12 protein-coding genes are annotated in these 15015 nt (G+C 74.0%); 10 read left to right on the top strand and 2 right to left on the bottom strand.

The annotated features are described in order from the left end of the window. From ON36_RS22225 to ON36_RS22210, 4 genes are all read left to right on the top strand, one after another. Positions 1–776 (top strand): GTP-binding protein (locus ON36_RS22225; RefSeq protein ID WP_043657012.1); only part of this gene is annotated, 776 nt, incomplete at its 5' end. 153 nt (positions 777–929) lie between these two features. Beyond that, positions 930–2663, top strand: a complete 1734-nt coding sequence (locus ON36_RS22220; protein WP_043657009.1) for an ABC transporter family substrate-binding protein — start codon at positions 930–932, stop codon at positions 2661–2663. Next, the gene (mshB, locus tag ON36_RS22215; RefSeq protein WP_052314242.1) at positions 2645–3562 is read left to right on the top strand and encodes an N-acetyl-1-D-myo-inositol-2-amino-2-deoxy-alpha-D-glucopyranoside deacetylase; all 918 of its coding nucleotides are present in this window, start codon (positions 2645–2647) and stop codon (positions 3560–3562) included. The genes ON36_RS22220 and mshB overlap by 19 nt, the downstream gene beginning before the upstream one ends. 40 nt (positions 3563–3602) lie before the next feature. After that, the gene (locus tag ON36_RS22210) at positions 3603–4010 is read left to right on the top strand and encodes a hypothetical protein (protein WP_052314241.1); all 408 of its coding nucleotides are present in this window, start codon (positions 3603–3605) and stop codon (positions 4008–4010) included. Here the strand turns inward: ON36_RS22210 and ON36_RS22205 are convergent, their stop codons facing one another. Then, positions 4011–5546 carry a PH domain-containing protein gene (locus ON36_RS22205; protein ID WP_043656992.1) on the bottom strand — a complete coding sequence of 512 codons (1536 nt, stop codon included), beginning with the start codon at positions 5544–5546 and terminating at the stop codon, positions 4011–4013. Continuing rightward, positions 5543–6046 carry a PH domain-containing protein gene (locus ON36_RS22200; protein WP_052314243.1) on the bottom strand — a complete coding sequence of 168 codons (504 nt, stop codon included), beginning with the start codon at positions 6044–6046 and terminating at the stop codon, positions 5543–5545. Before ON36_RS22200 ends, ON36_RS22205 begins: the two co-directional genes overlap by 4 nt. Positions 6047–6178: 132 nt before the next feature. Between ON36_RS22200 and ON36_RS22195 the strand changes: the two genes are divergently transcribed. From ON36_RS22195 to ON36_RS22170, 6 genes are all read left to right on the top strand, one after another. Then, positions 6179–8779 (top strand): bifunctional FO biosynthesis protein CofGH, encoded by a 2601-nt coding sequence (locus tag ON36_RS22195; RefSeq protein ID WP_043656986.1) that lies wholly within the window; start codon positions 6179–6181, stop codon positions 8777–8779. Between the two features lie 64 nt (positions 8780–8843). Beyond that, positions 8844–9527 carry a response regulator gene (locus tag ON36_RS22190; RefSeq protein WP_043656983.1) on the top strand — a complete coding sequence of 228 codons (684 nt, stop codon included), beginning with the start codon at positions 8844–8846 and terminating at the stop codon, positions 9525–9527. 94 nt (positions 9528–9621) lie between these two features. Next, complete coding sequence (locus tag ON36_RS22185) at positions 9622–10161, top strand: hypothetical protein (protein ID WP_157224978.1); 540 nt, start codon at positions 9622–9624, stop codon at positions 10159–10161. Continuing rightward, positions 10137–11357, top strand: coding sequence for a sensor histidine kinase (locus ON36_RS22180; RefSeq protein WP_157224977.1), 1221 nt, complete (start codon positions 10137–10139; stop codon positions 11355–11357). The genes ON36_RS22185 and ON36_RS22180 overlap by 25 nt, the downstream gene beginning before the upstream one ends. 422 nt (positions 11358–11779) lie before the next feature. Further along, entirely contained in the window at positions 11780–12976 is a 1197-nt protein-coding gene (locus ON36_RS22175; protein ID WP_169334724.1) for a hypothetical protein, read from the top strand. After that, on the top strand, positions 12973–15015 hold a 2043-nt coding region (locus ON36_RS22170; protein ID WP_052314238.1), incomplete at its 3' end, for a tetratricopeptide repeat protein. The genes ON36_RS22175 and ON36_RS22170, both read left to right, overlap by 4 nt.

Below are 15015 nucleotides of genomic sequence, written 5' to 3'. Positions count from 1 at the left end.
GGGAGGTGCAGGGCCGTGGTGAGCTGGCGCTGGCCATCCTGGTCGAGCAGATGCGCCGCGAGGGCTTCGAGCTGACCGTCGGCAAGCCGCAGGTGGTCACCAAGACCGTCGACGGCAAGGTGCACGAGCCATTCGAGGAACTGACCATCGACAGCCCCGAGGAGTACCTCGGCGCGATCACCCAGCTGCTGGCCGCCCGCAAGGGCAAGATGGTCCAGATGTCCAACCACGCCGCGGGCTGGGTGCGCATGGAGTTCATCGTCCCCTCGCGCGGCCTGATCGGTTTCCGGACCGACTTCCTCACCGAGACCCGCGGCACCGGCATCGCCAACGCCGTCGCGCACGGCTACGCGCCGTGGGCGGGCGAGATCCGCGCCCGCCACACCGGTTCGCTGGTGTCCGACCGCGCCGGTTCGGTCACCCCGTTCGCCATGATCCAGCTGGCCGACCGCGGCCAGTTCTTCGTGGAGCCGGGCGCGGAGACCTACGAGGGCCACGTCGTCGGCATCAACCCGCGCGCCGAGGATCTCGACATCAACGTCACCCGCGAGAAGAAGCTGACCAACATGCGCAGCGCGACCGCCGACGTGATGGAGACCCTGGCCAAGCCGCTGCAGCTCGACCTGGAAGGCGCGCTGGAGTTCTGCGCCGCCGACGAGTGCGTCGAGGTCACCCCCGAGGTGGTCCGCGTGCGCAAGGTCGTCCTCGGCGCCAACGAGCGTGCCCGCGAGCTGTCGCGCCGCAAGGCCCGCGACAAGGCCGCGGCGGGCTCGTAGCCCCACCGCGACGATGTGACGAGGTCGGCCGGGCACCGGAAACGGGCCCGGCCGACACCGTTCCCGCACCCTCGCGGCGGGACGGCGAGGAGAACCGACGGGTTGGGTAGAGTGCCAGACGTGAGTTCGGGGTGGCGCGCGAAGTGGCGCGTGATGGTGCTGGCGATGATCGCCTCGACGGCGGTGGTCGCCGGTTGCACGGCGAATCCGCCACCGCCCATCGAGAGCACCGATTCGCCCAAGACCACCCAGGCCAAGCCGGGGAAGAACACCGTGGTCGTCGCCATCGACGACATCGGCATCGGCTTCAACCCGCATCTGCGCGCGGACCAGTCGCCCGCCACCAACGCGGTCGCGGCCATGGTGCTGCCCAGCCCGTTCCGCCCGGTGCCGGATCCGGCGGCGCCCGGCGCGGTCAACTGGGTGCCCGACTCCTCGCTGATCGAGACCGCCGACGTCACCGCGACCGATCCGTTCACCATCACCTACACCCTGCGCAACCAGGCCAACTGGTCCGACGGCGCGCCGATCGCCGCCGAGGACTTCCGGTTCCTGTGGCAGCAGATGATCAGCCAGCCGGGAGTGGTCGATCCCGCCGGGTACCGGCTGATCTCGGACGTGGCCTCCTCCGAGGGCGGCAAGACCGTGACCGTCACGCTGACCCAGCCGTATCCGGCCTGGCGGGAGCTGTTCGGCAACCTGCTGCCCTCGCACCTGGTGAAGGACTCGCCGGGCGGTTTCGCCGGCGGCCTGGTCGACCGGATCCCGGTCTCGGGCGGCAACTTCACCATCAAGTCGGTCGACCGGGGCCGCGACGAGATCCTGCTCGAGCGCAACGACCGCTTCTGGGGCACCCCGGCGGCCCCCGACCAGATCCTGTTGCGCCGCGGCGGAACTCCCTCGCAGCTGGCCGAGTCGCTGCGGACCGGTGACGCCCAGATGGCGCTGGTGCACGGCGGGGTCGCCACCCGCGCGCAGCTGGCGGCGATCCCCTCGGTGCGCACCGGCATCATGCCGCAGGCGCGCGAACTGCAACTGGTCCTCAACGGGCGCACCGGCGATCTCGCCGATCTGCGGGTGCGCCGCGCGGTGATCGGCCTGCTCGATCCCGCGCTGCTGGCCACGGTCGGCGCGCAGACCGGCGGCTGGGTGGAACCCGCACGCGCCCAGGTACTTCCGCCGTCGAGCCCGGGTTACACCCCGACCGCGCCGCCGCGGATCAGCGGCGACGAGGCGTTCGCGCTGCTGGCCGAGGCGGGCTTCGGGCGGGCGCCCGAGGTGCCCGCCGCAGGCTCGCCCACCTCGCCCGCGCCGCGCCCACGATCGCTGGCGCGCAACGGGAAAGCGCTGACCGTGCGGATCGGCGCGGTCACCGGGGACGCCACCGCGCTGGCCGTCGCGAACACCGCCGCCGACCAATTGCGCAGCGCCGGTGTCGATGTCACGGTGCGCCCGATCCCGGCGGCCGAGCTGTACGGCAAGTCGATCACCGAGGCCGGGGTGGACGCCCTCGTCGGCTGGGAGGTCGCGGGCAACGATCCGGCTACCGTCCTCGCCTCCCGCTACGGCTGCCCGCCCGCGGACGCGCCGCCCGGCAACTCCGCCGCCCAGGCCGCGGTCGACGCCTACCGCAAGGCGCCGAGCAACCTCGCCGGCGTGTGCGACCCGGCCCTGCAGCCCTCGATCGACGAGGCGCTGCGCGGGGTCGAGGTGGGCCGGGTCCTCGCCGACGCCGAGCCGCGGCTGTGGGCGCTGTCCACGGTGCTGCCGATCGTGCAGGACAACGTGGTCGCCGCGGCGGGCCCGCGGGTCGACGGTGCCTCGCTCAGCGGCGCCATCCAGGTCGGCATCTTCGGTGACACAGCGCAATGGCGGAGGATCCCGTGACGAATCAGCCCCTGACGGACCGGGAGACCGGCGGCCTGCTGCTGGTGCACGCCCACCCGGACGACGAGACCATCACCACCGGCGGCACCATCGCCCACTACCGGCGCCTCGGCGTGCCGGTGACCGTGGTGACCTGCACGCTCGGCGAGGAGGGCGAGGTCATCGGGGACCGCTGGGCCCAGCTGATCTCGGCCGAGGCCGACCAGCTCGGCGGCTATCGCGTCGCCGAGCTCACCGCGGCGCTGGCCGCCCTCGACGCGGGCGAGCCGTACTTCCTCGGCGGCGCCGGCCACTGGCGTGACTCCGGCATGGCGGGCACGCCGACGGCGGCGAACCCGCGCGCCTTCGTCAACTCCGGGCAGGCGGCGGTCGACGCGCTGGTCGAGGTGATCCTGACCCTGCGCCCGCGGGTCGTCGTCACCTACGACCCGCGCGGCGGATACGGCCACCCCGACCACATCCGCGCCAACGAGATCACCACCGCCGCGGTCGCCGCGGCGGCCGGACGGGGCTGGGACACCCCGAAGTTCTACTGGACCGTCACCGATGGCGACCTGTTGCGCCAGCACACCGCCGCCCTGGCCCGCCGCACCGTCGACGCGCTGCCGGGCGCGCTGCCCGCGGGCTGGCGGCTGCCGACGGAGCCCGAACTGGCCTTCCTCGCCGGCGCCCCGGCGACGACCGCGGTCGACGTCTCCGACGTGCTCGCGGCCAAGCGGGCGGCGCTGCGCGCGCACGCGACGCAGGTCACCGTGGCCGAGACCGGCCGGGAGTTCGCGCTGTCCAACAACATCGCCCTCCCGGTGCTGCCGGTCGAGCACTTCGTCCTGGTGAAGGGCGAGCGCGGGCCGGACGGCGCGCACGGCCTCGAGGCGGACCTGTTCGCCGGGCTGCGCTGAGCGCGGTCGCCTGCCCGCGCCGCCGAATACACTCGCGGACATGACGACCGCCCTCGACAAGCCGATCGGCGCCCGGCCGCCCGCCCCGTTCGCCGCGGCGCTGACCGTGCTGATCGTGGCCGCGCTGCTGTTCGACGCGGCGCTGAGCCTGGCGCTGGAGGTGCTGTTCCTGCCGCTGTATCGGGGCTCGGTCCCGATACCGGTGACCGCGCTGCTGGCCGGGGTGGTGAACGTGGCCCTCGTCCACGGGATGACCACGGTGACCTCGCGGCCGGGTTTCCTCGCCGCGCCGCTGGTGGTGTGGACGCTGGGTTTCCTCGTGTGCGCGAGTTCCGGTCCCGGCGGGGACATCATGCTCGGCAGCGACTGGCGGACCCTGCTCCTGCTGTTCTGCGGGTTGATCCCGCCCCTGGTCTACCTCTACGTCCGGGTGAACGCGCGGCGCTGATCAGTCCCGGCGGCCGGGCAGGCCGGGCGTGGTGGCCTCGATGAGCGCCCACGCCTGGTCGAGGGGCAGATCGATCACCGGGTAGGCCTTCTTGCCCGCCGCGGTCGCCGCGACGACGGTGGCGACCCCGGACCGGCGCTGCCAGAAGGTCTGCTTCACGGTCCAGCCGACGACGCCGCGCGCCTCGAGGCAGTCCCGGCTGCGGTCCAGGCTGCCGCGGCGGGTCACCAGCCAGGCCGGTCCGTCCGCGCCGGGCAGGACGCGGTGGCCGAGCCCGCGATACCGGTCCTCGGCCAGGGCCGCCATGATCACGGTGAACGCCGCGGGCACCGACCAGATCCACGGCGGCGGGTCCGCGCCGAGCAGCAGCGCGACCAGCACCGCGAGGTAGGCGCCCGCGGCGGGCCAGGCCGCCTTGGTGTAGCGGCGTTTGCGGGCGACCGGTCCGTGCGGGACCAGATCGACCGTGCCGAGGGTGGCGCCCGAGATCCGCTGCCCGCGCGGGCCGCCGTCGGCATCGGGGCCGCGCCGGGTGTCGAGCAGTTCGTCGAGGGTCCGCGCGACCGCCGTACGTGGCGCCTGCGGTACCAGCTTCTGCCGGGGGTTCTCCCCGGTCATGATCATCTCCAGCTGACCGGCCCGCGCCAGGCGGAGCAGCAGCGGTTCGTCGATGGTCGCGCCGCGGAACCGGGCCATGTCCAGGGTGATCTGGCGGGTGGTGAACAGCCCGTGCGTCAGGTGCAGGGTGGTGCCGTTGTCGACGACCCGCAACCCGAACCAGGTGGCCAGGTACTGCAGGCAGGCCGCGACCGACACCAGCGCCACGGCCGTCAGCGCGACGCCCGACACCACGAGCAGCGCGATCGCGGCGGAGTCGTCGCCGAGATGACGCACCGGCGCGGAGTCGGAGATGACGTCGATGATCCCGTACTGCGCGCCGAGGCCCGCGATCGGCGCGACCACGGCGAGGCCGGTCAGCGAGAGCGGCGCGTAACGCACCCAGGCGGGCCGCCAGTGCGCGATCTCGCGGACCTCCGCGGCGGGCGCGGGCGCGGCGCCGGTGGCGGTCGCCGGCGCCGCGGGGGCGGCGGTGTGGGCCAGCAGGGCCGTGCGCAGCGGCGGCACCGCCCTGGCGTCGAGCGCGTCGAGCCGGAAGCCCTCGTTCTTCTCCGCCTGCTGCCCGGTGCCGATCACCAGCACGGCCAGGCCGAGCAGCCGGTGCAGCAGGTCGGCTTCGACGTCCACCGAGCGGATCCGCGTGCGCGGGACCGACAGGGTGCGTCGTTGCAGCACGCCGCTGCGCAGTTCGACGTGGGACTCGCCGACCCGGTAGGTGGTGGTGAACCAGCGCAGCACGCCGTAGGCCACGATCGCCGCGGCGGGCACGAGGCCCCACAGGTGGTTGCCGCTGGTCGAGCCGACCACGACGGCACCGAACAGGACGGGGATGTACTTGACGATCTCGGTGACCGGCGTGACGACCAGCATGCGCGGGTCGAGTCGCAGCCAGCCGTCGGCCGTGGCGGGCGCCGTCACGTGGCGTCCCCGCGGTGCTGGGCGGCGATGGCGGCCAGCCGGGTGACCGTCTCCTCGGCGACCGCCCGGTCCAGCGCGCTGATCTTCACCGCCCCCGCCGAGGACGCGGTGGTCACGGTGACGGTGGCGAGGCCGAGCAGCTGTTCGATCGGCCCGCGTTCGGTGTCGACGGTCTGGACCCGGGAGATCGGGGCGACCCGGCTCTCCTGGTCGAACCAGCCGACCCGCGAATACACCGCCTCGTCGGTGACCTCCCACCGGTGCACCGCGTAGCGCCACAGCGGCACCACCCCGACCGACACCACCGCGATCCCCAGCAGCGCCAGCCCGGCGGCCAGCTGCCAGCCGCGCCGGTCGCCGTCGAGCAGGACCCAGATCAGCAGGGCGATCAGCCCGACGGCCACCCCCAGCGAGTTCTCCAGCGCCCACAGCAGTTTGGCCCTGGGGCTGGGGCGCCAGGCGGGGTCGGCCAGGATCGACGAGGCGGGCATGTCAGCCATCTTCCACGACACCGTGTCCACGGGCACGGGAATAGGCTCGGCGTGGGCCGGGGTTGTCGCTGCGAGGACCTCTGCCCGCGGCGCACACCGGCGCCGGACGTACCGACCGCACGTCCCGGAAGGAAATAGCGCATGATCGACGGGGTGACCGACCTTCCGCTCCCGAGTGTTGCCGCTCCGCCCCCGTCGCCCGCCGCCATGCGGCGCGCGCTGCGCCGGGCCCGTGACGGGGTGACGCTCAATGTCGACGAAGCCACCGTCCTGCTGCACGCCACCGGCGACGACCTGGCCGACCTGTGCGCCAGCGCGGCCCGGGTGCGCGACGCGGGCCTGGTCTCGGCGGGCAGGCCGGGCACCATCACGTATTCGCGCAACGTCTTCATCCCGCTGACCCGGTTGTGCCGCGACAAGTGCCACTACTGCACGTTCGTCACGGTGCCGGGCAAGCTGCGCGCCGAGGGCAAGGGCATGTTCCTCGAACCCGACGAGGTGCTCGACATCGCGCGCCGCGGCGCGGAGCTGGGCTGCAAGGAGGCCCTGTTCACCCTCGGTGACCGACCGGAGGACCGCTGGCCCGAGGCGGCGCAGTGGCTCGACGAGCGCGGCTACGACTCCACCCTCGACTACCTGCGCGCGGTGTCGATCCTCGTCCTCGAGGAGACCGGCCTGCTGCCGCACCTCAACCCCGGGGTGATGAGCTGGGCCGAGATCGCCCGCCTCAAGCCGGTGGCCCAGTCGATGGGCATGATGCTGGAGACCACCTCGACGCGGCTGTTCACCGAGAAGGGCGAGTGCCACTACGGCAGCCCCGACAAGGACCCGGCGGTGCGGCTGCGCGCGATCACCGACGCGGGCAGGCTCTCGGTCCCCTACACCACCGGCATCCTGGTCGGCATCGGCGAGACGCTGACCGAGCGGGCCGAGTCGATCATGGCGATCCGCAAGCAGCACAAGGAGTTCGGGCACATCCAGGAGGTGATCGTGCAGAACTTCCGTGCCAAGAGCGACACCGCCATGCGCGACGTCCCCGACGCGGGCCTCGAGGAGTTCCTCGCCGCGGTCGCCGTCACCCGCCTGCTGCTCGGCCCCGACGTGCCGGTGCAGGCGCCGCCGAACCTGGTCTCGGGCGCCGAGTGCCGCGCGCTGCTCGACGCGGGCATCGACGACTGGGGCGGGGTGTCGCCGGTGACGGTCGACCACGTCAACCCGGAGCGGCCCTGGCCGAACCTGGACACGCTGCGCGAGCTGACCGAGGCCGCCGGATTCACGCTGGTCGAGCGCACCTCGGCGCACCCGAGGTACGTGCGGGCAGGCAATCCGTGGATCGACCCGCGCATCGGCGCGCACGTCGCCGCGCTCACCGACCCGGCGACCGGCCTCGCCCGCCCGGACGCGGCGCCGGTCGGCCTGCCCTGGCAGGAGCCCGACGAGTCCTGGGATTCCGCGGGCCGGGTCGACCTGAACACCGCCATCGACACCGAGGGCCGCAACACGACCAGCCGCAGCGACGCGGGCCTCGGCGGCGACCCGGCCGGCGCGTTCGGCGACTGGGAGACCATCCGCGAACACGCCCGCGGCCTCGCCGAGGGCGCGCCGCACCGCCTCGACACCGACGTCGCCGCGGCCCTGCGCGCGGCCGAGCGTGATCCGGCGGGGCTCACCGACGACCAGTACCTGGCCCTGGCCACCGCCGACGGCCCCGAACTGGACGCCGTGGCCGCCCTGGCCGACCGGCTGCGCCGCGAGGTCAACGGCGACGACGTCACCTACGTGGTGAACCGGAACATCAACTTCACCAACATCTGCTACACCGGCTGCCGGTTCTGCGCGTTCGCCCAGCGCAAGGGCGACGCCGACGCCTTCACCCTCAGTGCCGCCGAGGTCGCCGACCGGGCCTGGGAGGCGCACGTCGACGGCGCCACCGAGGTGTGCATGCAGGGCGGCATCGACCCCGACCTGCCGGTCACCGGGTACGCGGACCTGGTGCGCGCGGTGAAGGCCCGCGTGCCGGGGATGCACGTGCACGCGTTCAGCCCCATGGAGGTCGTCAACGGCGCGTCCCGGGGCGGGCAGAGCATCCGCGACTGGCTGTCGGCGCTGAAAGAGGCCGGGCTGGACACGATTCCGGGGACGGCCGCGGAGATCCTCGACGACGAGGTGCGCTGGGTGCTGACCAAGGGCAAGCTGCCGACCTCGGCCTGGATCGAGGTCATCACCACCGCGCACGAGCTCGGCATCCGGTCGAGTTCGACCATGATGTACGGCCACGTCGACAACCCGGCGCACTGGGTCGGTCACCTGCGGGTCCTGCGCGGAATCCAGGACGAGACCGGCGGTTTCACCGAATTCGTGCCGCTGCCGTTCGTGCACCAGAGCGCGCCGCTCTACCTGGCGGGGGCCGCCCGCCCCGGCCCGACCAACCGCGACAACCGCGCGGTGCACGCGCTGGCCCGCATCATGCTGCACGGGCGCATCGACAACATCCAGACCAGCTGGGTGAAGCTGGGCACCACCGGCACCCAGGTCATGCTGTCCGGCGGCGCCAACGATCTGGGCGGCACCCTGATGGAGGAGACCATCTCGCGGATGGCCGGTTCCCAGCACGGGTCGGCCAAGACCGTCGCCGAACTCACCGAGATCGCCGCGGGCATCGGCCGTCCGGTGCGCGAGCGCACCACCGTCTACGGCCGGGTCCCGCCCAAGCCTGCGCCGTTGCCGCTGACCGTCGGCTGAGTGCCGCGCCGATCTACCACCGGAGGACGATGACAGCGCGGCCGCGACGGGTCACACTGCGGCCATGGACATCTCCGTGGTCATCGCCGACGACCAGCCGCTGATCCGCGCCGGGATCGCGATGCTGCTGGCCGCCGAGCCCGGCATCGAGGTGGTCGGCGAGGCCTCCGACGGCCGGGAGGTGCTCGCGCTGGCGGCCGAGCGGCGTCCCGATGTGGTGCTCATGGACATCCAGATGCCCGGGATGGACGGCATCGAGGCCACCCGCGCGCTGACCGCCGATCCGGCCGGCGGCGCCGACCGGCTGACGAAGGTGCTCGTGCTGACCACCTTCGGCGACGACGCGGCCGTGTACGGCGCGCTGCGCGGCGGGGCCAGCGGTTTCCTGCTCAAGCACGCCGCGCCGGGCGACCTGGTCACGGCGGTGCGCCGGGTCGCGGGCGGGGACGCCTGGCTCGACCCGGCGGTCACCGCCCGGGTCATCGCCGCCGTGGCCGGTTCCGGGCCGGCCGCGCCCCGGTCCCCGGAACTGATCGACCGGCTGACACCCCGGGAGCGGGAAGTGCTGGTGCTCATGGCGAACGGCCTGTCCAACGCCGAGATCCGGGACCGGCTCGTGCTCAGCGAGGCCACCGTCAAGACCCATGTCGCCCGGGTGATCATGAAGACCGGCTCCCGGGACCGGACCCAGGCCGTGGTCCTGGCCTATCAGAGCGGTCTCGTGGTTCCCGGCGGGCCGGTCGCGTAGTCCGTAACCCCTGCGCCGTGGGGCCGCCGGGGGGACAATTCCGGGTACCACGCGTGCTCGTCCGGGGCACGGGGATCGATCCGAGGTGACCGAGATGGCCGAATCGACAGGTGTTTTCGCTTCCCTCCGGGTCCCGTCGGCCGGCGCGGCCGACAGCAGGTCGCCCGCCGCCGACGGCACCCTGATCGCCCCCGATGTCGCGGTCTTCCCCGCCGTGTCCCGCGAGGTTCTCGACCGGGCGGCGGACGGCGACGTCCTGCTGGCGTCCGGCGGAACGGCCGAACCCGTTGCCATCGACCTGATCTCGGCCTACGGGCCCGAGGGGGCGACCTTCCTGTCCGCGGTCGTGAAGCTCGCCGGGACCGCCGCGGGCCCGACGGAGCCGGCGAACGCCGTGACCGGACCGCAGCTGCAGCAGGCGGTGGAGGCCGCGGCGGGCGACATCGGTGCGGCGCTGGAGCAGCTGGGCCTGCGCCCCGCCCCCGCGCCCGCGGATCTGGCGGAGCTGTCCGGCCGGACCGGCCCGGCCGCGGACGACGAGCCGGCGGAGCGCCGCGCCCAGCGGGTGCACTACTTCACCGAGGTCGCCGCGTTCGGCGGGTTCTTCGGGTGCTGGTTTCTGCGCGCCTGCTGAGCGGGTCCGCGGCGACCGGACCGCCGGGCCGGTCGCCGGTGCGGCTTCCCGCGCGCCGGGACGCGGCCGTCGCCGTGGCGGCGGTCTCGGTCGACGTGCTGGTGTTCTCGGACGTGTTGGCGCCGTTGCCCGCCGGGCTGCACACCTCGGCCGTCGGCCTCGCGGCCTGGGCCGCGGTGGGCGCGTTGGTGCTGGCCTGGCGGAGGATCGCGCCGCCTCTGGTCCTGGCGCTGGTGTGCGCGCACTCGGCGGTCGCGGCGCTGTCGCTGTCGTATCGTCCGATGCTGGAGGTCTGCGTCGCGCTGACCGCGGTGGTCGCGGTGTGCAGGCGCGCGGTCGGGGTCGTCGGCACGGGGGCCGTAGCCCTGGTCGCGCTGACCTGGGTGGCCGGTGAGGTCCGGTCGAGCGCCGCGGTGTTGCGTCCGGCGCAGCTCACGGTGCTGTGGGGGTTCTACCTGATCGTCGTGGGGGTCGCGGTCGGCGCCGGGCTGTGGCGGCGGCGCGGCGAGCGGCGCAGCGACGAACTCGCCCGGCGCGGCGCGGAGGAGGCCCGGCTGGCGGTGCTGGCCGAACGGCGGCGCATGGCAAGGGAACTGCACGACATCATCGGGTCGACCGTCACGGTGATGATGTTGCAGGCCGCGGGCGCGCGCCGGGTGATGGCCCTCGACCCGGCCCGCGCCGACCGGGCGCTGGCCGCCGTGGACGAGCTCGGCGTGCAGGCCATGGGCGAACTGCACCGCTTGCTCGGCCTCCTGCGCACCGCCGACCCGGCCGGGTCACCGGCGGTGGACCTGCCCGGCCTCGCCGACCTCGACGCGCTGGTCGCGTCGCTGCGCGCGACGGGGCTGCGGATCACCGTCACCGAGCACGGCCCCCGGGAACGGCTCGACCCCAGCGTGGATCTCACCCTGTACCGGGTGGTGCAGGAGGCGCTGACGAATGTCGCCAAACACGCTGGACCCGGTGCGCGGGCCCACGTCGAGCTGGCCTGGGCGCCGGCCCGGTTGACCGCCTCGGTGACCGACGACGGCCGGGGCCGCGGCCCGGCCGACCCGCGGACGACCGGCGGCCGCGGCCTGGTCGGCCTGTCCGAGCGGGTCGTGATCGTGGGCGGCGCCGTGGAGTCCGGCCCCTGTCCCGGCGGGGGCTTCCGGGTCGCGGCGACCCTGCCGTGCGGTAGCCCGCGCGGCTGAGCTCTCGGCGGTGTCCGCCTCCCACGCGGCTGCGGGCGCCGTCATCCCCGGACGGTAGCGGCGGCGCGCGGGTACCACCGCGGCACGACGCCGCGTCCATCCCTCGGACCACTCCCGGAATACCTTCGCGGACCGACGATCCGGCGCGCGCCGTCCCGCATTCTCGAACGTGTCACCGGGGCCGTGCCAGCCGGGCACGCGCCCGAACCGAAAGGGACACGCCATGAAGAAGATCCAGGTCCGCAAGCCCGGCACCGTCCGTCTGACCTCCGCCTGCTACAGCTACGCCAACTGCTGCTGCGCGGCCGAGGGCGAGGAGACCCTGCCGCAGGTCTAGGCCGACGGCGCCACATCCGGGTCCGCGAGGCCGGGACGTTCCCGTGCCGGCCTCGCGGCTACCGATTCGAGGGAATGCCATGCTGATGCGCAGCGATGCCCCCGTGCGCTTCCACCCCCTGCGGTTCCTGCCCGAGGGCGGAGACGTGGTGGTCGGGCGGGTCGACATCGACTCCTACGTGATCCTGCCGCCGGACGGCGCGGCACTGCTCGGCGAACTGATCGCCGGGAGCCCGCCCGCCGCCGCGGCGGACTGGTACGCCCGCACCTACGGCGAACCGGTCGACGTCGACGAATTCCTGGACACCGTGCGGGAACTCGGCTTCGTGTACGAGGGCGCGGGCCCGCCGCCCGCGCCGCGGCCGGTGCGCCTGCGCCGGCTCGGCGCCGCGATGTTCTCCGCCCCCGCCTGGTGCTGCTACGCGGTGCTGGCGCTCGTCGCGGTCGCCGCCGTGCTGGCCGAGCCGCGGGTGCTGCCGACCCGGCACCACCTCATCTTCACCCACTACCTGGTGGTGGTCGAGGTCGTGCTGTTCCTCGGTCAGCTGCCGCTGACCCTGCTGCACGAGGGTTTCCACGTGCTCGCCGGGCGCCGGCTCGGGCTGCCGACCCGGCTGCGGATCGGCAGGCGCCTGTACCTGCTGGTGTTCGAGACCGCGATCGACGGCCTCGTCGTGGTGCCCCGGCGGCAGCGCTGGCTGCCGATGCTGGCCGGCATGCTGGGCGACCTGCTCGGCATCGCCGCGCTGATCACGGTGGCCTTCGTGACCCGGTCGCCCGGCGGCGCGCCGGGCCCGGTCGGGCGGGTGTGCCTGGCGCTGGCGTTCACCTCGGTCATGCGGTTCACCTGGCAGTTCTACTTCTTCCTGCGCACCGACCTGTATCACCTGGTCACGAGCCTGCTCGGCTGCGTCGACCTGCACACCGTCAGCGGCGAACTGCTGCGCAACCGCTTCCGCGGGCTCCTCGGCAGGCGCGACGGGTTCTTCGACGAGACCCGATGGCACCCGAGGGACCGCCGGGTCGCCACCTTCTACGCGCCGCTGCACGCCCTCGGCTACACCGTCGCGCTCGGCATGTTCGTGCTCGTCGTGATCCCGCTGACCTGGCGGTTCCTCACGACCGCCGCGCACACCCTGTGCTCGGGCACCGCGGGCGCCGCCGCCCTGCTCGACGCGACGGTGCTGCTCACCCTCAACCTCGGCCAGTTCGCGTTCGCGCTGGTCGTGTTCATCCGAGAACGCCGGGCGCCGGCGGACTCCGTCCGGAAGGAACTCCGATGACAGCGCACACCTACTCGACCGGCGTGCCCGGCGCCGCCGTGCTGGCCGACGTCGACGCCGACCACCGGCTGCGCGGCCCCTACTCGGCAGGCGGCGCGGTCCTGCGCGCCCTCGCGCCGGACCTGCTGGAGCGGCACGCCGACCTGGTGGCGCGCCACGACATCGAGCTGCTCGCGCTCGCCCCGGAGCTGCGCGACCGGATCACCCGCCGCCGGGCCTCGATGATGGCGACCGCCGCGCCGGAGGAGCGGACGCGCTACTTCCCGGCCGCCTACACCGCCCGGCTGGCCAACGGCGTCGCCGACCTGCTGCTGGAGTACTGCGCGCGGCGCGGTGGGGCGTGTCGGCTGATCGTCCGGCACGCCGAGCGGGCCGATCCGACCGACCTCGAGCTGCTCGCCGTGCTGCTCCGCCGCGCGGCGGGCGGCCCCGTGCACCTGGAGATCCACGCGGGCGGTCCGGTGCCGGAGCCCCTCGCCGCCGCGCTCGTCCGCCACGCCGCGCGCGCCGAAACCGGCGGGGACACAACGCGACCCGACTGGGGTGACCTGCCCGACCCCGCCGCGCTCGGCCTGCGCGACGGTCCGGCCGACGCGGCCGACTACGCCGCGCTCACCGACGCCGACCGCCGGGTCCTGCACGACCGCTGGGCCGCCGAGCTGGAGGAGCGCGGGGAACCGTCGCTGGCGCTCGGGGCCATCCCGCTGCTGCGGGAACGCGGCGACGATCCCGGCGGCGCGGGTGTCAGGGCCGCCGAACGGGCCCTGCAGCACTGCGTGATGCAGGGCTACTACGAGGCCACGCTCCGGCTGGGCCGCCGGGTGCTCGCCCTGCTGGACTGGCAGCGCGACCCGCGACGGTGCTGGCTGGCCACGGTCAAGATGTGCACGGCGCTGACCTCGCTGGACCGCCCCGCCGAGGCCGAGCGTCTCTACGACCTCGCCGCCGCCCGCACCACGCTGCCGAGCGTCCACATCCAGGCCGCGTACGGCCGGGCGATGCTGCAGACCCGCTACTACCGGGACAGGCGCGACAACGACCGCGCCCGGATGTGGATCAACACCGCGCTCGCCCTCGCGGCCTCGATCCCCGAGAAGAGCCGCCGCGCCTACAATCTCGCCTTCCAGGAGAACGGCAAGGCGCTCGTCGAGATGCACTCCGGCGACCTCGCCGCCGCGCTGCGCCTGGTCGACGCGGGCCTGGCGCGGATGGGCGCGGACCTCGCGCCGGGCCGGTTCGACCCGCACCGCTCGGTGCTCGCCTACAACCGCGCCCAGTTGCTCACCCGGATCGGCACTCCCGCCCAGGCCCTCGACGCCTACACCGCCGTGATCGCCATGGACCCACACCACTCCGAGTACTACGGCGAGCGGGCAGGCGTCCACCGCGCGCTCGGTGACACCGCCCGTGCGCTGGCGGACTACACCCGCGCGATCGAGCTGGCCCCGCCGTACCCGGAGGTCCACGTCAACCGCGCCGACCTGCTGATGGAACTGGGCGACCACGCCGGGGCCATCGCCGATCTCGATCGCGCGCTCGAACTCGACGATCGCCTGGTCGACGCGTACCTCAACCGCGCGAGCTGCCGCCTCGAACTCGGCGACGCCGCGGGCGCCGTCGACGACGTGACGGCGGGACTCGCCCTGGCCCCCGCGCACGCCGAACTGCACTGCCTCCTCGGCACGGCCGAGCACCAGCGCGGCCGGATCGCCGCGGCCCGCCGGGCCTTCGCCGAGACGTTGCGGCTCGATCCGGGGCTGGTCGCCGGCTGGGTCAACGCCGCCGTCCTGGCCTTCGACACCGGCGATCCCGCGACGGCGCTGACGTACCTCGATCGCGCGCTCGATCTCGGCGACGACCCCGTGATCAGGACGAATCGGGGCATCGCGCACGCCGCGCTTGGGGAGTGCGCGGCCGCCGTCGCGGACTTCGACGCCGCCCTCGCGGCCGGTGATCCGGAGTCGCGCACGGAGTTGCTGTACCGGCGCGGCCTCGCCCGGCGCGGGCTGGGCGATCACGCGGGCGCGGGCCGCGACCTG

Source organism: Nocardia thailandica NBRC 100428 (assembly GCF_000308795.1).
In the GTDB taxonomy this organism is placed as follows: domain Bacteria; phylum Actinomycetota; class Actinomycetes; order Mycobacteriales; family Mycobacteriaceae; genus Nocardia; species Nocardia thailandica.
Note: the sequence above shows the minus strand (reverse complement) of the source record. Positions and strands in the feature narration are given on the sequence as shown.

What these genes read in the sequence shown, in the direction of transcription:
- ON36_RS22220 (WP_043657009.1), top strand. Translation starts at nt 930, where the DNA reads ATGGTGCTGGCGATGATCGCCTCGACGGCGGTGGTCGCCGGTTGCACG.
- mshB (WP_052314242.1), top strand. Translation starts at nt 2,645, where the DNA reads ATGGCGGAGGATCCCGTGACGAATCAGCCCCTGACGGACCGGGAGACC.
- ON36_RS22210 (WP_052314241.1), top strand. Translation starts at nt 3,603, where the DNA reads ATGACGACCGCCCTCGACAAGCCGATCGGCGCCCGGCCGCCCGCCCCG.
- ON36_RS22200 (WP_052314243.1), bottom strand. Translation starts at nt 6,046, where the DNA reads ATGGCTGACATGCCCGCCTCGTCGATCCTGGCCGACCCCGCCTGGCGC.
- ON36_RS22195 (WP_043656986.1), top strand. Translation starts at nt 6,179, where the DNA reads ATGATCGACGGGGTGACCGACCTTCCGCTCCCGAGTGTTGCCGCTCCG.
- ON36_RS22190 (WP_043656983.1), top strand. Translation starts at nt 8,844, where the DNA reads ATGGACATCTCCGTGGTCATCGCCGACGACCAGCCGCTGATCCGCGCC.
- ON36_RS22185 (WP_157224978.1), top strand. Translation starts at nt 9,622, where the DNA reads ATGGCCGAATCGACAGGTGTTTTCGCTTCCCTCCGGGTCCCGTCGGCC.
- ON36_RS22175 (WP_169334724.1), top strand. Translation starts at nt 11,780, where the DNA reads ATGCGCAGCGATGCCCCCGTGCGCTTCCACCCCCTGCGGTTCCTGCCC.